The sequence below is a fragment of the Comamonas suwonensis genome (assembly GCF_012844455.2).
In the GTDB taxonomy this organism is placed as follows: Bacteria; Pseudomonadota; Gammaproteobacteria; order Burkholderiales; family Burkholderiaceae_C; genus Comamonas; species Comamonas suwonensis.
Genome location: NZ_JABBCQ020000001.1, coordinates 225027 through 242230 on the forward strand (window position 1 = coordinate 225027; position 17204 = coordinate 242230).

The 17204-nt window shown below is 60.0% G+C and carries 15 protein-coding genes; 6 read left to right on the forward strand and 9 right to left on the reverse strand.

Translation table 11 applies throughout. The features are described 5' to 3' along the window. Positions 1-38: 38 nt before the first annotated feature. From HF327_RS01015 to HF327_RS01025, 3 genes are all read right to left on the reverse strand, one after another. On the reverse strand, positions 39-884 hold the full coding sequence (locus tag HF327_RS01015) for an SPOR domain-containing protein (RefSeq protein ID WP_169106467.1): 846 nt from the start codon (positions 882-884) through the stop codon (positions 39-41). A 149-nt stretch (positions 885-1033) separates the two neighbouring features. Further along, positions 1034-1864, reverse strand: coding sequence for a biotin--[acetyl-CoA-carboxylase] ligase (locus HF327_RS01020; RefSeq protein WP_169106468.1), 831 nt, complete (start codon positions 1862-1864; stop codon positions 1034-1036). Positions 1865-2016: 152 nt separating this feature from the next. Then, positions 2017-2520, reverse strand: coding sequence for an SET domain-containing protein (locus HF327_RS01025; RefSeq protein WP_169106469.1), 504 nt, complete (start codon positions 2518-2520; stop codon positions 2017-2019). A 117-nt stretch (positions 2521-2637) separates the two neighbouring features. On the opposite strand from HF327_RS01025, the gene HF327_RS01030 reads away from it, so the two are divergent. Next, positions 2638-5577, forward strand: coding sequence for a DNA topoisomerase III (locus HF327_RS01030; RefSeq protein ID WP_169106470.1), 2940 nt, complete (start codon positions 2638-2640; stop codon positions 5575-5577). 62 nt (positions 5578-5639) lie between these two features. On the opposite strand, the gene HF327_RS01035 is transcribed toward HF327_RS01030, so the two are convergent. Further along, positions 5640-5966: a hypothetical protein gene (locus tag HF327_RS01035; RefSeq protein WP_169106471.1), complete on the reverse strand. Its 327-nt coding sequence runs from the start codon at positions 5964-5966 to the stop codon at positions 5640-5642. Between the two features lie 34 nt (positions 5967-6000). Between HF327_RS01035 and HF327_RS01040 the strand changes: the two genes are divergently transcribed. Together HF327_RS01040 and HF327_RS01045 are read left to right on the forward strand one after the other, a co-directional pair. Next, entirely contained in the window at positions 6001-6795 is a 795-nt protein-coding gene (locus tag HF327_RS01040) for a tyrosine-protein phosphatase (RefSeq protein ID WP_236023994.1), read from the forward strand. Between the two features lie 138 nt (positions 6796-6933). Further along, entirely contained in the window at positions 6934-7086 is a 153-nt protein-coding gene (locus tag HF327_RS01045) for a hypothetical protein (protein ID WP_169106472.1), read from the forward strand. A 65-nt stretch (positions 7087-7151) separates the two neighbouring features. Here HF327_RS01045 and HF327_RS01050 read toward each other — a convergent pair whose 3' ends face one another. After that, entirely contained in the window at positions 7152-9461 is a 2310-nt protein-coding gene (locus HF327_RS01050; RefSeq protein ID WP_169106473.1) for an NADP-dependent malic enzyme, read from the reverse strand. A gap of 282 nt (positions 9462-9743) precedes the next feature. On the opposite strand from HF327_RS01050, the gene mnmE reads away from it, so the two are divergent. Continuing rightward, positions 9744-11177, forward strand: a complete 1434-nt coding sequence (mnmE, locus tag HF327_RS01055; protein WP_169106474.1) for a tRNA uridine-5-carboxymethylaminomethyl(34) synthesis GTPase MnmE — start codon at positions 9744-9746, stop codon at positions 11175-11177. A gap of 79 nt (positions 11178-11256) precedes the next feature. Here the strand turns inward: mnmE and yidC are convergent, their stop codons facing one another. From yidC to rpmH, 4 genes are all read right to left on the reverse strand, one after another. After that, the gene (yidC, locus tag HF327_RS01060) at positions 11257-12978 is read right to left on the reverse strand and encodes a membrane protein insertase YidC (RefSeq protein ID WP_169106475.1); all 1722 of its coding nucleotides are present in this window, start codon (positions 12976-12978) and stop codon (positions 11257-11259) included. Beyond that, positions 12975-13274, reverse strand: coding sequence for a membrane protein insertion efficiency factor YidD (yidD, locus tag HF327_RS01065; protein ID WP_169106476.1), 300 nt, complete (start codon positions 13272-13274; stop codon positions 12975-12977). Before yidD ends, yidC begins: the two co-directional genes overlap by 4 nt. Beyond that, a complete protein-coding gene (locus HF327_RS01070; protein ID WP_169106477.1) occupies positions 13271-13828 on the reverse strand; it encodes a ribonuclease P protein component in 558 nt (185 codons plus the stop codon). The genes yidD and HF327_RS01070 overlap by 4 nt, the downstream gene beginning before the upstream one ends. Positions 13829-13892: 64 nt before the next feature. Further along, a complete protein-coding gene (gene rpmH, locus HF327_RS01075; RefSeq protein ID WP_003060014.1) occupies positions 13893-14027 on the reverse strand; it encodes a 50S ribosomal protein L34 in 135 nt (44 codons plus the stop codon). A 494-nt stretch (positions 14028-14521) separates the two neighbouring features. Between rpmH and dnaA the strand changes: the two genes are divergently transcribed. Continuing rightward, positions 14522-15928, forward strand: coding sequence for a chromosomal replication initiator protein DnaA (dnaA, locus tag HF327_RS01080; RefSeq protein ID WP_169106478.1), 1407 nt, complete (start codon positions 14522-14524; stop codon positions 15926-15928). Positions 15929-16059: 131 nt separating this feature from the next. Then, a complete protein-coding gene (gene dnaN / locus HF327_RS01085) occupies positions 16060-17181 on the forward strand; it encodes a DNA polymerase III subunit beta (protein WP_099739557.1) in 1122 nt (373 codons plus the stop codon). The last annotated feature ends 23 nt before the right edge of the window (positions 17182-17204 follow it).

Genomic DNA, 17204 nt, shown 5'->3' on the forward strand with positions numbered 1-17204 from the left:
ATCTGCAGGCCTTTTTTTGCGCTGACAGCTATCAAAAATTACTTTGAGCAAGCCTGCAACGCTCTGGGCAGCAGATTCTTGCTCACCAGCAGCGCCACATCGTTCCTGAAGCTGGCTGTGGCCTTGGGCAGGCGCAACGCATAGGTGGTCACCTCGGGGCGCTCCTGCACCACACGCGCGGTGCGCACGCCCTGGCGCGCAAACGTGGCCAACTGGCGCTGTGCGGCTTCTTCTGTGGAGAAGCGGCCCAGCGACAGGCCGGGCTCCAGATTGCCGCCTGCGCGGTCAAAGTCGATGTTCATCAGGCGCAGTTCACCGCGCTTGCGGTCCAGAAACTCGGCATCGGGGAACTTGCCCATGTAGACCATCCAGCGGCCGTTCTGGTGGCTGGGCACCAGCTCCCAGTCGCCCTTGGCTTTGCTGGCCAGCGCACGGCGAATGCTGTCGGCCTGACTTTCTTCAATATTGCCGGCCTGATAGCAGGTCTCGGGCTCCTTCACGGCCTTGGCTTCTTTCAGCTCTTTCGCTTCTTTAGCCTCTTTGGCTTGCTTCGCCTCCTTGGCCGCTAAAGCAGCCGCTTCTGCCCCGGCGTCTTTGGCCTCGGGTTTGGCTTCTTGCTCAGGCTCTGGCTTGGGGGCGGGTGCGCTGTCGTCCACCACAGGCGGCTGGGCTTCTTGCGGTGCAGATTCGGCAGGCTCGCTGCTCTTGTCCTGCGGGGCATCCTGCTTTGGCAGCACCAGCGCATCGGGCTTGATCTGCTCTTGCGCACGCTGCGGCTCGGACTGCACTTCCGGCGCCAGCCCCATGCTGGCCAGATAGCCGTGGCTCCACATGTAGTAGCCCGCGTTACCCAGCAGCAGCAGCAAGAAAATGATTCTCAGCATAAATTTCTCACATCAGTTATCCATAGGCGACAGCAGCTCGCGGGCAGCCGAGCAAGGGCCGCCCCGCAGCAAAGGCTGTGTCCGCCTCCCATAGCGCGCAGCGCGTAGAGAGAGGAGGAAGACGCGAAGCGGCTCAGGAGGTGATCCATTCAAGCCTGCAGCGGGCTGCTAGCCGGGCGCACGCTGATTTCAGAACTGGTCACCGCCTGCAGGCCCGTGGCTGTGCGCACCATGAAGCCGCCATCCGCCGCCACGCCTTCGGCCATGCCGCGGGTGCCGTCGCTCAGATTCACCTCTCGGCCCGCCAGCAGGTCGCGCTGGGAAAAACGCGGCAGCAAGGGCGCAAAGCCATGCTGCGCAAAGGCCTGGACCTCGGCCACCAGCGCCGGCAGTATGCAGGCCAGTGCCGTAGGAGCGTCCAGCGCCATATCCAGCTCCTGCAAGCAGGCCGGAGCCGTGCGCATGCCGTCACCGGGGCGTGGGCGCACGTTAATGCCAATGCCAATCACCACATAGCGCGGCGCGCTCATGTCGTGCTGGTGGGTGCCGACAAAACTGGCGGTCTCAATCAGAATGCCAGCCAGCTTGCGGTCGCCCTCCAGCCACAGATCGTTAGGCCATTTGATGCCAATCTTGGGCCCACGCCCTGCAGCGGGCAGACGGGGCTGCAGACTCTCGGCCACGCTCACGCCCACAGCCAGCGACAGGCCGGACCAGTCCTTGGGTGCCAGCGGCAGACCCAGAGAGAACATCAGCGAATCGCCCACACCACTGACCCAATTGCGCCCCAGCCGCCCACGGCCTTGCGTTTGCTGCTCTGCAATCAGGAGTACCGGGTCCGTCAGCCCATCGCGCGCACGGCGCATGAGTTCGGTGTTGGAGGAATCGATGCTGGGCAGCACCTCGACCGTAAAGCCCGGCAGCTGCGGCGCAATCGCTTCCCACAAAGCTTCGGCATTCCAGTGAATCGGCTGAGTCATTTCTTTTTATCCAAATCTAAAAACCATCAGCGCACTCCAAAACCGGCGCACCCTGAAATCAGGGACAGCGAGCAAGCGCCGCCGCGCAGCGAAGCTGTCGTCCCCCTCCGCGAAGCAGAGAGGGGGAAGCCGCAAAGCGGCTCAAGGGGTGTTTATTTATCCCCTGGCATCGGCGGTCTCCAGCCCCGCTTGGGTGCCAGCATGGTGCCCCGACATTCGGCAGCACCGCAATAGCAGGCGTATTCGGCCTTGAGCTTGGCGGTGTAACGCTCTTCCACCATCAGGCCGTAGTCGTAGTTCAGCTCCTCGCCCGCCGCAATATTGCGCAGCGCCACGATGTAGACACGGCCATCGATCTCGTCGGTATAGCAGTTGGGTGCGCAGCTGTGGTTGATCCAGCGTGCGGAATTGCCCTTGTGCGTGGCGTCAATCACACGCTCATCGTCCACCTGAAAATAAAAGGTGTGATTGGGCTGGCTGGGGTCATGCGGGTGACGGTCCTGGGCTTGCTGCCAGTCAATGACCTCTCCCACATACTCAATAATGGTTTCGCCCTCCGCAATATCCTGCACGGCGAAAACGCCTTTGCCGTGCACGCCGGAGCGTCTGGCCTGTATACGGCGGCCTGTTGATGGTGCCAAGGATGTGCGGGGCATGTTTTCTCTGATACTTTGAATATGCACACATGTGCGCGTACGCGCGCGTGAGAAGCGAATTGTATGAGCCTGAGCACATGTTCAGACTCAGGTGGTTAATGACGACGAGAACACACAATGAATAAAACCCTGGTGATTGCAGAAAAGCCTTCTGTTGCACAGGACATCGTCCGTGCGCTGACCCCTGTGGCAGGCAAGTTCGAGAAACACGATGACTATTTCGAATCCGACAACTATGTGGTGACCAGCGCGGTCGGCCACTTGGTTGAGATTCAGGCGCCCGAGGAATTTGACGTCAAGCGCGGCAAATGGAGTTTTGCCAACCTGCCGGTCATCCCCCCGCGCTTTGACTTGAAGCCCGTGGACAAGACCAAGACCCGCCTGAACGCCGTGGTCAAGCAGGCCAAGCGCAAAGACGTCACCCAGCTCATCAACGCCTGTGACGCGGGCCGCGAAGGGGAGCTGATCTTCCGCCTGATCGAGCAGTACGCCGGTGGCGCCAAGGGCGGCCTGGGCAAGCCCGTGCAGCGTCTGTGGTTGCAGTCGATGACGCCTCAAGCCATTCGGGACGGCTTCAACAACCTGCGCAGCGATGCACAGATGCAGGGCCTGGCCAGCGCCGCGCGCAGCCGCTCTGAAGCCGACTGGCTGGTGGGCATCAATGGCACCAGAGCCATGACGGCCTTCAACTCGCGTGACGGCGGCTTCTTCCTGACCACCGTGGGTCGCGTGCAGACGCCAACCCTGTCGCTGGTGGTGGAGCGCGAAGAAAAAATCCGCAAGTTCGTCAGCCGCGACTACTGGGAAGTGCACGGCACGTTCAACGCGCAGGCCGGCTCCTACCTGGGCAAGTGGTTCAACCCGCAGTGGAAGAAGAGCGACGACGCCGAAAGCCGTGCCGACCGCCTGTGGAACAAGGCCGAGGCCGATGCCATCTCCGCCGCCGTGCAGGGCAAGCCCGCCACCGTGACAGAAGAGAGCAAGCCCACATCGCAAGCCTCGCCCCTGCTGTTTGACCTGACCAGCCTGCAGCGCGAGGCCAACGGCAAGTTCGGCTTCTCTGCCAAGACGACTCTCGCACTGGCCCAGAGCCTGTACGAGCGCCACAAGGCGCTGACCTACCCGCGTACCGATTCGCGCGCACTGCCTGAAGACTATCTGCCGGTCGCCAAGCAGACCTTCGACATGCTGGCTACCAGCGGCATGCGCCATCTGGCCCCGTTTGCCCAGCAGGCCATCAACGACAACTACATCCGCCCCACCAAGCGCGTGTTTGACAACAGCAAGGTGTCGGATCACTTTGCCATCATCCCCACGCTGCAGGCGCCTAGCGGCCTGTCCGAGGCCGAGCAAAAGCTGTACGACCTGGTGGTGCGCCGCTTCATGGCCGTGTTCTTCCCCAGCGCTGAGTACCAGGTCACCACGCGAATCAGCAAGGTGGAGCAGCACTCCTTCAAGACCGAAGGCAAAGTGCTAGTCAAGCCGGGCTGGCTGGCCATTTACGGCAAGGAAGCCGCTGCAGAAGTGGAAGACGCCAAGGAAGGCGACAAGGGCCAGCCGCTGGTTGCCGTGCAACCGGGCGAGCAGCCCCGCACCGACCACGCCGATGTGAAGGCCCTGAAGACCAAGCCCCCCGCCCGCTACTCTGAAGCGACTCTGCTGGGAGCCATGGAAAGCGCCGGCAAGCAGATCGACGACGAAGAGCTGCGCAGCGCCATGCAGGAAAAGGGCCTGGGCACGCCAGCCACGCGCGCGTCCATCATCGAAGGCCTGATTACTGAAAAGTACATGCTGCGCGAAGGCCGCGAGATGATCCCCACGGCCAAGGCCTTCCAGCTGATGACACTGCTGCGCGGACTGGAAGTGGAAGAGCTGTGCCGCGCCGACCTGACTGGCGAGTGGGAATACAAGCTGTCGCAGATGGAAAAGGGCGAGCTGTCGCGTGAAGCCTTCATGCAGCAGATCAAGGCCATGACCGAGAAACTGGTCAAAAAGGCCAAGGAATACGACCGCGACACCATTCCCGGCGACTACGCCACGCTGGCCACGCCCTGCCCCAACTGCGGCGGAGTGGTCAAGGAAAACTACCGCCGCTACGCCTGCACGGGTGCAACAGGTGCCAGCGAGGGCTGCGGCTTCTCGTTCACCAAGTCGCCCGCTGGCCGTACGTTTGAAACAGCCGAGGCTGAGCAACTGCTGCGCGACCGCCGCATTGGCCCGCTGGAAGGCTTCCGCTCCAAGGCGGGCTGGCCCTTCACGGCCGAAGTGGCCATCGTGCACGACGAAGAAGCCAAGAACTACAAGCTGGAGTTCGACTTCGGCGACGACAAGGACTCCGAGGACACCGGCGAGATCGTGGACTTTGCCAGCCAGCAGTCCTTGGGCCCCTGCCCCAAGTGCGGATCGCCCGTGTTTGAGCATGGCGCCAACTACGTCTGCTCCAAAGCCGTGCCTACGCTGGATCAGGCCACGCCTAGCTGCGACTTCAAGAGCGGCCAGATCATCCTGCAACAGCCCATTGAGCGCGAACAGATGACCAAGCTGCTGCAGACCGGAAAGACCGATCTGCTTGAGAAGTTTGTCTCCAACCGCACACGCCGCAACTTCAAGGCTTTCCTGGCCTGGGATGGTGCTGCGGGCAAGGTGAACTTCGAGTTCGAGCAGCGCGAGAGCAAGTACCCCGCACGCAAGACGGCTGGTGCAGCGGCTACCAAAACAACAGCTGCGACCGCAAAGAAGACGGGCGCTGCAGCCAAGAAGGTCGCGACAAAAGCCGCTACAAAAACGGCAGCAGCCAAGACCCCTGCGGTCAAAAAACCCCGCACCGTCAGCGCCACGCTGCAGCCCAGCGCCGACCTGGCCGCCGTGATTGGCGACGCAGCCACTTCGCGCCCCGAGGTCATCAAAAAGCTGTGGGACTACATCAAGGCCAACAGCCTGCAAGACGCCAAGGACAAGCGTGTCATCAATGCCGATGCCAAGCTCAAGCCCGTGTTTGGCAAGGATCAGGTCAATATGTTTGAGCTGGCCGGTATCGTGGGCAAGCACGTGAGCTGATCACCGCTGCCCCCCGCAAAACACCCCGTACGCCTATCGCGGCACGGGGTGTTTTTTATGGATCATGTCCCGGCGAAATGCGCACAACTCCAGGGCCAGGTGGCAAGAATCCCCTGAGTATTCAAATACCAGCGGCTGCAGCCCAATCTCCAGACCATATTTCTGGCGGCCTCCATCTGCGAGACCTCGTAGTCATCCTCGGTGCTCTGCCCAACACTGATCGACTGATACCACCCCTTGCGCAGCTTGATGGCAGCCAGAACTCCCAAAATATGAACCGAGGTTTTGACGGTTGATTCCGAGGGCCTCTGATCCGCCCAAGAAAGCACTGGTGACAAGCCCTGCAGCACTTTTTTGTGGCTTGGCATCGCCGGTAACGCCGAAGACATGCCTTTTCTGCGGCAATCCGCTATAAGCATTGATATGAATGCAAACGATGACCTGATCATGGCCACCGGCCTCGAAGCGCAAGCCCCCCACTTCAGCCGCCCCATTGCCCTGGAGGGCGCATCCAACTTCCGCGACCTGGGCGGCTACCAGGGCAAGGATGGTCGCCACCTGCAGTGGCGCAAGTTGTATCGCTCGGCCCATCTGGCCCATCTGACGCAAGATGACCTGGACCAGCTCAAAACCCTGGGCGTGAGTCGCAGCGCAGACTTCCGGGGCCTGGGAGAAAGCGCACATCTGGCCTACAACTGGCCACAGCTCAGCCGCCATGCGCTGATCGTGGAACCCACCGTCGTGCAGCGCGCCCAATCCATGCTTGAAAAAGGCCAGGACCTGACGGCAGGCGACACCGTGGAGCTGATGCATGACACCTACCGCAGCTTTGTGAATGTCTATGGTCAGCGCTTTGCCGAGTTTTTCACTCTGCTGCAGAGCAACGATGAGCCACTGGTCTTTCACTGCACCGCCGGCAAGGACCGTACCGGCTGGGCCGCCGCCCTGCTGCTCACCGCCCTGGGCGTGGACGAGGAGCAGATCATGGATGACTACCTGCTGACCAACCAGCTTTTTCGCCGCCCCCCAGCCTCCATGCTGGGCCAGATATCGGAAGAGGCGCTGGATGCTCTGTGGCGCGTGCAACCGTCCTATTTGATGGCGTCGGTCGATACCGTTCGCAACCAGTACGACAGCCTGGACAGCTATCTGACCCAGGCCCTCGGTGTGGACCGCACGGCCCGGGAACGGTTGGCCGATCTTTATCTGTCCGAATAATCAAAAAGCATAGCTGCAAGCGCTTTATATTCAAGCGCTATAGGCATTTTTTATGCATAACCGCCACTCACCAGCGGGCATCCACCAAGCGCTACCATGAAGCATGGCCCGCGCTGCTTGCGGGCAAGGAGATGCACTATGCGCAAATGGCTCACTCTGGCTGCAACCGTTGCAGCGATGGCGCTCAGCGCCTGCTCGGGCACCATGCCTAGCTCTTCCAGCAGCTCTGGAAGCGCCAGCGGCGTAGAGGTGTTTGGCACCATTGATACCGGTGTCAGCCGCACCTGGTAAACCAAGCCCCGATGAAAAAAGCCCGCAGCACCTTTAAGTGCTGCGGGCTTTTTTGTTGAGAACGCTTAGCGGCTCACATTCGCATCTGCGACGGTCAGCGCTGTCATGTTCACAATGCGGCGCACGGTAGTGCTGGGGGTCAGCACGTGCACCGGCTGAGCGGCACCCAGCAGGACCGGGCCAACCGCAATGCCGCCGCCCGCCGCCTGCTTGAGCAGGTTGTAGCTGATGTTGGCTGCATCAATATTGGGCAGCACCAGCAGGTTGGCATCCCCCAGCAGCGTGCTGTTGGGCATGAGCTTGGCGCGGGACTTGCCGTCCAGCGCCACGTCGCCGTGCATTTCTCCATCGACTTCCAGCCAAGGAGCCTGCTCGCGCAGCAGCTCCAGGGTCTGGCGCATCTTCACAGCGCTGGGCTGGTTGCTGGAGCCAAAATTGGAGTGGCTCAGCAGCGCAGCCTTGGGCTTGATGCCGAAGCGCATCATTTCCTCGGCAGCCATGATGGTGATCTCGGCCAGTTGCTCGGCAGAGGGGTCGTAGTTGACATGCGTGTCCACCAGGAAGACCTGGCGCTCGGGCAGCAGCAGACCGTTCATGCAGGCATAGGTGGTCACGCCGCTGCGCTTGCCGATGACCTGATCGATGTAGTTCAGGTGCACATTGGTGTTGTTCCAGGTGCCGCAGATCAGGCCGTCGACCTCACCCTTGTGCAGCAGCATGGAGCCGATCAGCGTCAGGCGGCGGCGCATTTCGATCTTGGCGATGGGCTCAGTGATGCCCTTGCGCTCCGTCATGCGGTGGTAGGTCTTCCAGAAGTCACGGTAGCGCTCGTCATGCTCGACGTTGACCACGTCGTAGTCCTGACCTTCCTTCAGGCGCAGGCCGAACTTCTCGATGCGCTGGGCAATGATGCTGGGGCGACCAATCAGTGTGGGGCGGGCAATGCGCTCGTCCACCACGATTTGCGCGGCGCGCAGGATGCGCTCTTCTTCGCCTTCCGCATAGGCCACGCGCTTCTTGGCGGCTTTCTTGGCGGCCATGACAATGGGCTTCATCATGGTTCCGGAGGCATAGACAAAGGTCTTCAGGTGCTCGCGGTAAGCGTCCATGTCCTCGATGGGGCGCTTGGCCACACCGGCTTCTGCTGCAGCCTTGGCCACGGCAGGAGCCACGATCAGCATCAGGCGCGGATCGAAAGGCTTGGGAATCAGGTACTCAGGCCCGAAGCTCAGGGCTTCACCCACATAGGCGGCGGCCACTTCTTCGGACTGCTCGGCCTGGGCCAAGTCAGCGATGGCATACACGCAGGCGATTTCCATCGAGGTGGTGATGGTGGTCGCACCGCAATCGAGCGCGCCGCGGAAGATGTAGGGGAAGCACAGGACGTTGTTAACCTGGTTAGGGTAGTCCGTACGGCCGGTGGCGATGATGGCATCGTCACGCACGGCCTTCACATCTTCGGGTGTGATTTCGGGGTTGGGGTTGGCCAGCGCAAAAATGATGGGCTTGGCCGCCATCTTCTTGACCATGTCCTGCTTGAGCACATTGCCAGCCGACAGACCCAGGAAGGCGTCAGCGCCTTCAATCACTTCACCCAGCGTACGCAGCTCGGTCTTCTGGGCAAACAGCGCCTTGTCCGGATCCATCAGCTCGGTGCGGCCTTCGTAGACCACGCCAGCGATGTCGGTCACAAACACGTTTTCGCGCTTCAGGCCCACTTCCAGCAGCAGGTTCAGGCAAGCCAGAGCCGCAGCGCCAGCGCCCGAAGACACCAGCTTGATCTCTTCGATCTTCTTGCCCGCCACCTTCAGCGCGTTGACCATGGCAGCCGCCACGGTGATGGCTGTACCGTGCTGGTCGTCGTGGAAGACGGGAATATTCATGCGCTTGCGCAGCTCGCGCTCGACATAGAAGCACTCGGGTGCCTTGATGTCTTCGAGGTTGATGGCGCCAAAGGTAGGCTCCAGCGCGGCGATGACTTCAACCAGCTTCTGCGGGTCTTTTTCATCGATTTCGATGTCGAACACGTCGACACCGGCGAACTTCTTGAACAGAACGCCCTTGCCTTCCATCACTGGCTTGGATGCCAGAGCGCCAATGTCGCCCAGACCCAGCACCGCCGTGCCGTTAGAGATCACGCCGACCAGATTGCCGCGACTGGTGTACTTGTAGGCTGCAGCCGGGTCTTTGACGATTTCCTCGCAGGGTGCAGCCACGCCGGGCGAGTATGCCAGCGCCAGATCATGCTGATTGGCCATGGGCTTGGTCGCCGTGATGGCCACTTTGCCGGGCTTGGGGAACTCGTGATACTCCAATGCGGCCTGACGCAGCAGAGCACGTTTATCAATCGAGGTAATGGGCTTGGTTTCGGACATCAGCGGTCTCCAGCTCGCAAAGTAAGTCATCCGCAGTAAGGACTCTCTATGGGCGCACAACCCGGCCCCTGTGCTCTTGCGGACGATGAAATCGGATTTTGGATTGTAGGCCGAGCGCTATCAAAAAAAGAGGGGTTGCAGCTCGGCTTTTAAGGTCAAACAGCCATGACTGTTCAATAACAATGCAAACGAAATCATAGCATTATGCAAATAATGCATGACTTGCAGGGATATGATCCTTGCTGGCCTTTATTTCCCTTGCACCTCTGAAAGCTCCCGCCCATGCTGCCCCGCCACAACGACCCGATTGCCGCCATTGCCACTGCCCCTGGGCGTGGAGCCGTGGGCATTGTGCGGGTCTCCGGCAAAGGCATTGGAGCATTGGTGCGGACGCTGTGCGGCAAGGACCTGAAGCCGCGTGAGGCGACCTACCTGCCCATCAGAGATGCAGCCGGTTCACCCATCGATCACGGTTTGGCCATCTACTTCCCTGGCCCGCACAGCTATACCGGCGAAGACGTGCTGGAGCTGCAGGCCCACGGTGGCCCAGTGGTGCTGCAATTGCTGCTGGCACGCTGTCTTGAGGCTGCGCAGGCTGCTGACGCCGATGGAAAGACCGTGCTGAACGGCCTGCGTCTGGCCCAGCCCGGTGAATTTACCGAGCGTGCTTTTCTCAACGACAAGATTGATCTGGCCCAGGCCGAAGCCATTGCCGATCTGATCGACGCCAGTACCGAAGCCGCTGCGCGCAGCGCCAGCCGCTCGCTGTCAGGCGCTTTCTCACAAGAAATTCATGTGCTACGCGATGCCCTGGTGCATCTGCGCATGTTGGTGGAGGCCACACTGGACTTCCCCGAAGAAGAAATCGACTTTCTGCAAAAAGCCGATGCCTTTGGCCAACTCGAACGCCTGCGCGCCCAAGTGGCTGCCGTGCTGGCCCGCGCCCATCAGGGTGCATTGCTGCGCGAAGGTATCAAAGTGGTGATTGCCGGCCAGCCCAATGCGGGCAAAAGCTCGCTGCTCAATGCCCTGGCCGGAGCAGAGCTGGCCATCGTCACCCCTATTGCGGGCACCACGCGCGACAAGGTGCAGCAAACCATTCAGATTGAGGGAGTGCCCCTGCATGTGATCGATACCGCAGGTCTGCGAAGCAGCGACGACGAGGTGGAACGCATTGGCATTGCCCGTGCCTGGGACGAAATTACAGCTGCCGATGCCGTGCTTTTCCTCCATGACCTGACCCGCGTGGAACAGGCTGACTATGCCGCCGCCGATACTGAGATTTCCGCCACCCTGCAGCAAAAGCTGTCCGCTCTGGTGCCCGTTATCCATGTCTGGAACAAGACCGATATGGCGCAGGCTGATGTGCAGGCCCGCCACACGGCCCAGCTGGCTTCGGATTCGGGCCAGATTGCTCTGTCTGCCCGCACAGGCGATGGCCTGGACGCTTTGCGTAAGCGCCTGCTGGAAGTTGCAGGCTGGCAATCTGCCCCCGAAGGTCTGTATCTGGCCCGCGCCCGCCATGTGGAAGCGCTGCAGGCCGTAGAAGCTCACCTGGAAATGGCTGATGAACAACTGGCCGCACAGGCTGCTCATCTGGATTTACTGGCCGAGGAGCTGCGCCTGGCCCAGATTTCGCTGAACTCGATTACCGGCGAGTTCAGCTCTGATGATTTGCTGGGAGTGATTTTCTCCAGCTTCTGCATCGGCAAATAAGCGCTCTCTTTCTCACATCAAACGCCCATAAAAAAACCGCCACCCGAAAGGATGGCGGTTTTTTGTTTCAGCGGTCGGCTTACTTGCCTTCAGCAGCCTTGCCAAACTTTGGCAGGTTGAACTGAGGTGGTACGCCCATGCGCTTGTTGATGATCCACTGCTGGGCGATCGACAAGATGTTGTTCGTCAGCCAGTACAGCACCAGACCGGCGGGGAAGAAGAAGAACATCACGCTGAACATCAGCGGCATGATCCACATCATCTTGGCCTGCATGGGGTCTGGAGGCGCGGGATTCAGCGCGGTCTGCAGCAGCGAGGACAGCATCATCAGCAGCGGCAGAATGAAGAACGGGTCGGGCATCGACAAGTCGTGAATCCAGCCAATCCACGGTGCGTTGCGAATTTCAACGCTGGACTGCAACACCCAGTACAAAGCCATGAAAACAGGCATCTGAATGATGATAGGGAAGCAACCACCCATGGGGTTGACCTTCTCCTCGCGGTAGATGCGCATCATCTCCTGCTGCATCTGCTGAGGCTTGTCCTTCAGGCGCTCGCGCATTTCCTGAATCTTGGGGTTGATGGCCTTCATCTTGGCCATCGACGAGTAAGCCTTGGCGTTCAACCAGTAGAAAGCGATCTTCAGCAGCACCACCAGTGCCACGATAGACCAGCCCCAGTTGTTGAGGAAGCTATGCAGCTCGGACAGCAACCAGTACAGAGGCTTGGCCAGAATCGTCAGCCAGCCATAGTCCTTGACCAGCTCCAGACCGGGCGACAGCTTTTCCAGCATGGGCTCGATCTGAGGGCCGGAGAACAGGCGCGAATTCACGCTCTTGGTCTGGCCGGGTTCCACCGTACCCACGGGCGTGATCATGCCCACGGCGTACAGGTTGTCGCCCACCTTGCGCACGAAGTTGTCGCGCTGCGTGCCATCGGCCAGCAGCCAGGCGCTGGCGAAGTAGTGCTGCACCATGGCCACATAGCCGGTGGTGGAGGACTTATCGACCTCAGCCTTGCCGCTTTCAATGTCCTTGAACTCAACCTTGTGGTACTTCTTGGCTTCGGTGTAAACCGCTGGGCCCGTGAAGGTGGAGTAGAAGGTGGACTCGTGCTCAGGCTTGTTGCCATCACGCACCAGCTGCATGTACAGCTGGGGGTTCACCGCCGCAGTGCCGGTGTTGACCACATCGTGCTGCACATCCACAGCGTAAGAGCCGCGCTTGAGAGTGAAGGTCTTGATCAGCTTCACGCCACCCATGTCGGCGGACTCGAAGCGCACTTGCACGCTGTCTTGGCCGTCCTTGAGTTCACGTGCGCCGGGCATCACGGTCATCGGCGTCTTGTGGGTGGGGAAATTGCCACCGATCAGACCCGTCTGACCCATGTACACGCGCTTGGCGTTCTCTTCAAACACCTGCATGAGCTTTTTCTCATCCACGGTGTCGGAGTACTTGAGCAGCTCGGAATGCTTGATGGTGCCGCCTTCGCTGTCGAAGGTCAGGCTCATCACATCGCTGACCACGGTCACGTTCTGACGTGGCGTGGCGGGTGCAGCAGGCTGAGCCGCAGCGCCAGCAGCCGGGGCTGTGCCAGGCACATCACCGGCAGAGCCAGTCGCTGCCGCCTGAGGCACGCTCACATCAGCGGGCTTGACGTCATCCGCCGCAGGCGCACTGACGGTTTGCGGCGAAGGGAAGAAGGTGGGCTTTTTGCCGTTATGGATTTGCCACTTGTCCCAGAGCAAAACCATGGAAAAGCCAAATATCACCCACAGTATGGTGCGGCGAATATCGTTCATGAAGACTTCTTAGGTGAGGAAGGTTGGGTGGTCGCGGAAGAGTCCGAAGCGTTATCCAGAAAGGAAAACAGCCTGGGCTTTTGCTGTGGCACGGGATCATGCCCTCCGTCACACCACGGATGACAACGTGCCAGACGGCACAGTGTCAGATAAGAGCCTACAGCAGCGCCGTGTTGCTCGAGCGCTTGAAGGGAATAAGCCGAGCAAGTCGGCTCAAAGCGGCAGGCCGAGCCCAGCCAGGGGCTGAGCAGCAGCCTGTAGCCACGCACCAAGGCCATGAGCAATCGCTGCATCATGGTTGGTGCTCCGCCTGATTTACTATCAAATCAGTAGCTGCTTGCGATTGATCACCAAGGGCCTGAGGCTTTATTTTCTTAAAGCCTGCCTCACCCTCAGTCGCTGGGCACGGTTGCGTCAGGCGGCGTGCGGCCGAGGCAAAAAGCTGCTGCAACTCCTGACGGACAGCTGCACTGAGCAGCTCCGAGGTTGCACTGACGAATTGCTTACGGTCAAACCCCGAACGCAGGCGTACCACGTAGGAAGCACGCAACAAAGCCGCCTCGTAATCCGTGGCCACCGCATAAATCTGGCGCTTGATGGTATGGCGCGTGACCGAGCGTTTCGCCCAGCGCTTGGGCACCATGGCGCCCAGCCAAGCCTGTCCTCGTACGGCACCCATGCCAAACAGGGCCTGCGGATCATTCGATCCGGGCCCTGTCTTGGGGTTGGCAACCATCTCCGCCACCTCAGCCACCAGCTCCAGACGGTGCAAGGCGAAATAAGGCGTGCGGGCAATCGTGCCCGCGGACATGGTGGCCTGGAATTGCGGACGCGTTTTCAGCCTTTGCATAAGAGAACCTCCATTCAGAGGCCTTCAGCGCAGCGAAGGTGCAGACCGCTAACCAACTCTGGCCTTAGACGGCCAGACGCTTGCGGCCCTTGGCGCGACGTGCATTGATCACGGCACGACCACCCTTGGTCTTCATACGGACCAGGAAACCGTGGGTACGGGCGCGGCGAATCTTGGAAGGTTGGTAAGTACGTTTCATGTTGGTTCCTTGAGAAGGTTCAGTATTTGCGTCGGCAAGGCGCTATATCTGCGCCCGACCATCCAGGTTTTGCGCCGCACACTCTCACCGTCAAGTCCGATATTTTTTCACATGTCGAGCATGTCATCAGGCTTGCAGGAAATAAACGGTACAAAGCACTCGCCGCAGCGCAAAAGCCACTGGGCGCGCGCGCACAAAAATTGGCGCCCGGCTCATATCACCCTGAACACATTCAGGGAAACCTGCGATTATCACAGTGTTGGGCCTTTGATGCAATGACCTTTGAAATCGCCATGGACTCGCGGGTCATTACGGCCTGCGCGCTGGCACGTCAGAGATTCTTTACAAACAGCGGACTGCCAATCTATTAGGATGTGCAGCCTATCACGCACCGGAGCCGGGGATAGCCTTCTGATATTTTGTGGATAACTTCCGCAAAAGCTACAATACAAGCCCCGCAACTGTTCCTCCTATCCACAATTAGACTTTTGACAATGACAGAGGAACCAACCAATGATGCAGGCCAGGCCCTGTGGCAGGTCTGCGTGGAGCAACTGGGCCAAGAAATGCCCGAGCAGCAATTCAACACCTGGATCAAGCCGCTTACCGCTCTAGTTGCAGAAGATTTTTCCAAGGTCACCGTCTATGTGGCCAATCGCTTCAAGCTGGACTGGATCCGCGCCCAGTACGCAGGCCGCATCTCGGCCATGCTGGAGTCGCTGTACGGCCAGCCCGTCACTCTTGAGTTAGCACTCGCTCAGCGAGAAAGCGTTGTGCGCACTTATGTGCGCCCTCCTTCATCTTCACAACAGTCGGCACCTCAGGCGCACCATGTGTCCGTGCCCACGGTGACGAATGAAGAAGCCAGCGCCCCGGTTTTCCGTACGCGCCTGAACCCGGCTCTCACCTTCGAGACACTGGTGGAAGGTACGGCCAACCGCATGGCGCGCTCGGCTGCCATGCACGTGGCAGGCTCGCCCGGTCATCTGTACAACCCGCTGTTCATTTATGGCGGCGTGGGTCTGGGTAAGACTCACTTGGTGCACGCTGTGGGTAACCAGTTGCTCAAGGACAAGCCAGACGCCAAGATTCTCTATATCCACGCAGAGCAATTTGTGTCGGATGTGGTCAAGGCCTACCAGCGCCGCACCTTTGATGAGTTCAAAGAGCGTTACCACTCGCTCGATCTGCTGCTGATCGACGATGTGCAGTTCTTCGCCAACAAAGACCGCACGCAAGAAGAATTCTTCAACGCCTTTGAAGCCCTGCTGGCCAAAAAGAGCCACATCGTGATGACGTCGGACACCTACCCCAAGGGGTTGGCCAATATTCACGAGCGTCTGGTTTCGCGCTTCGACTCCGGCTTGACGGTGGCCATCGAGCCGCCAGAGCTGGAAATGCGCGTGGCAATTCTGATCAACAAGGCCCGCGCCGAGAACGCCGACATGCCCGAAGAAGTCGCCTTCTTTGTGGCCAAGAACGTGCGCTCCAACGTGCGCGAGCTGGAAGGCGCGCTGCGCAAAATTCTGGCTTATTCGCGCTTCAATCAGAAGGAAGTGTCGATTCAGCTGGCCCGCGAGGCGCTGCGCGATCTGCTCAGTATTCAGAACCGCCAGATTTCTGTGGAAAACATCCAGAAAACGGTGGCTGATTACTACAAGATCAAGGTCGCCGACATGTACAGCAAGAAGCGTCCGGCCAGCATTGCCCGCCCGCGCCAGATTGCCATGTACCTGGCCAAGGAGCTGACGCAAAAGAGCCTACCCGAGATTGGCGAGCTGTTTGGCGGCCGCGACCACACGACGGTGCTGCACGCGGTACGCAAGATCGCAGGCGAGCGCCAGACCAATACCGAGCTGAACCAGCAATTGCATGTGCTGGAGCAAACGCTCAAGGGTTGATGAAAACTCCCCCATGGATGTCGCTCACACACGGCAAAATGGGGAATTCACGCGGCATGAGGGAGCGTCCGCTCCGCCCTGCGGACGCCGCCGCGTCAAAACAAATGCGCACTTAATTCACTGAGGTTGACATGATCGTCCTGAAAGCCACACAAGACAAAGTTCTCGCGGTCCTGCAATCGGTGGCCGGCATTGTCGAACGCCGCCACACGCTGCCTATTCTGGCCAATGTGCTGATCAAGAAGACCGGCAACGCACTGCAACTGACGACCAGCGATCTGGAAATCCAGATCCGCACCACCGCCGAGCTGGGCGGCGACGCTGGCGACTTCACCACTACCATTGGTGCCCGCAAGCTGATCGACATTCTGAAGACCATGCCCGGCGACCAGACCGTGAGCCTGGAGACGCAGCAAGCCAAGATGATTCTGAAGGGCGGCAAGAGCCGCTTTACGCTGCAGACCCTGCCCGCCGAAGACTTCCCGCTGGTGCAGGAATCGGCGGCCTTTGGCCCCGCTTTCAGCGTGCCGCAAAAGGTGCTGAAGGACTTGCTGGGTCAGGTGTCCTTCTCCATGGCGGTGCAGGACATTCGCTACTACCTGAACGGCATTCTGTTTGTGGCCGAAGGCAACACACTGAGCCTGGTCGCCACCGACGGCCACCGCCTGGCCTGGGCCAGCGCCACGCTGGACGTGGAAGTGCCCATCAAGCAGGAAGTGATTCTGCCGCGCAAGACCGTGCTGGAACTGCAACGCCTGCTGTCGGATGCCAGCGGTGACAACCAGCCCGTCATCGAGATGCAGTTCGCTAGCAACCAGGCCAAGTTCACCTTTGGCGGCATGGAGTTCGTCACAAAATTAGTCGAGGGCAAGTTCCCCGACTACAACCGTGTCATTCCGCGCAACCATACGAACAGCGTGACTCTGGGCCGCGCACCGCTGCTGGCATCGCTGCAGCGCACGGCCATCATGACCAGCGACAAGTTCAAGGGCGTGCGCCTGTCGGTGGAGCCCGGCACGCTGCGCGTCGCATCCAATAACGCCGAGCAGGAAGAGGCGATGGATGAACTCGATATCGACTACGGTGGCGACACCATCGAGATCGGCTTCAATGTGACCTATCTGATCGACGTGCTCACCAATATGAGCCAGGACATGGTCAAGATCGATCTGCAGGATGGCAACAGCTCCGCGCTGGTCTCCATCCCTGAGAACGAAAGCTTCAAGTACGTCGTGATGCCCATGCGCATCTAAGCAGACCGAACGCCGCCAGCCCC

Excerpts from the sequence above, each read along its gene's own strand:
- HF327_RS01015 (WP_169106467.1), bottom strand. The coding sequence starts at position 884 with ATGCTGAGAATCATTTTCTTGCTGCTGCTGCTGGGTAACGCGGGCTAC.
- HF327_RS01020 (WP_169106468.1), bottom strand. The coding sequence starts at position 1,864 with ATGACTCAGCCGATTCACTGGAATGCCGAAGCTTTGTGGGAAGCGATT.
- HF327_RS01025 (WP_169106469.1), bottom strand. The coding sequence starts at position 2,520 with ATGCCCCGCACATCCTTGGCACCATCAACAGGCCGCCGTATACAGGCC.
- HF327_RS01030 (WP_169106470.1), top strand. The coding sequence starts at position 2,638 with ATGAATAAAACCCTGGTGATTGCAGAAAAGCCTTCTGTTGCACAGGAC.
- HF327_RS01035 (WP_169106471.1), bottom strand. The coding sequence starts at position 5,966 with ATGTCTTCGGCGTTACCGGCGATGCCAAGCCACAAAAAAGTGCTGCAG.
- HF327_RS01040 (WP_236023994.1), top strand. The coding sequence starts at position 6,001 with ATGAATGCAAACGATGACCTGATCATGGCCACCGGCCTCGAAGCGCAA.
- HF327_RS01045 (WP_169106472.1), top strand. The coding sequence starts at position 6,934 with ATGCGCAAATGGCTCACTCTGGCTGCAACCGTTGCAGCGATGGCGCTC.
- HF327_RS01050 (WP_169106473.1), bottom strand. The coding sequence starts at position 9,461 with ATGTCCGAAACCAAGCCCATTACCTCGATTGATAAACGTGCTCTGCTG.
- mnmE (WP_169106474.1), top strand. The coding sequence starts at position 9,744 with ATGCTGCCCCGCCACAACGACCCGATTGCCGCCATTGCCACTGCCCCT.
- yidC (WP_169106475.1), bottom strand. The coding sequence starts at position 12,978 with ATGAACGATATTCGCCGCACCATACTGTGGGTGATATTTGGCTTTTCC.
- yidD (WP_169106476.1), bottom strand. The coding sequence starts at position 13,274 with ATGATGCAGCGATTGCTCATGGCCTTGGTGCGTGGCTACAGGCTGCTG.
- HF327_RS01070 (WP_169106477.1), bottom strand. The coding sequence starts at position 13,828 with ATGCAAAGGCTGAAAACGCGTCCGCAATTCCAGGCCACCATGTCCGCG.
- rpmH (WP_003060014.1), bottom strand. The coding sequence starts at position 14,027 with ATGAAACGTACTTACCAACCTTCCAAGATTCGCCGCGCCCGTACCCAC.
- dnaA (WP_169106478.1), top strand. The coding sequence starts at position 14,522 with ATGACAGAGGAACCAACCAATGATGCAGGCCAGGCCCTGTGGCAGGTC.
- dnaN (WP_099739557.1), top strand. The coding sequence starts at position 16,060 with ATGATCGTCCTGAAAGCCACACAAGACAAAGTTCTCGCGGTCCTGCAA.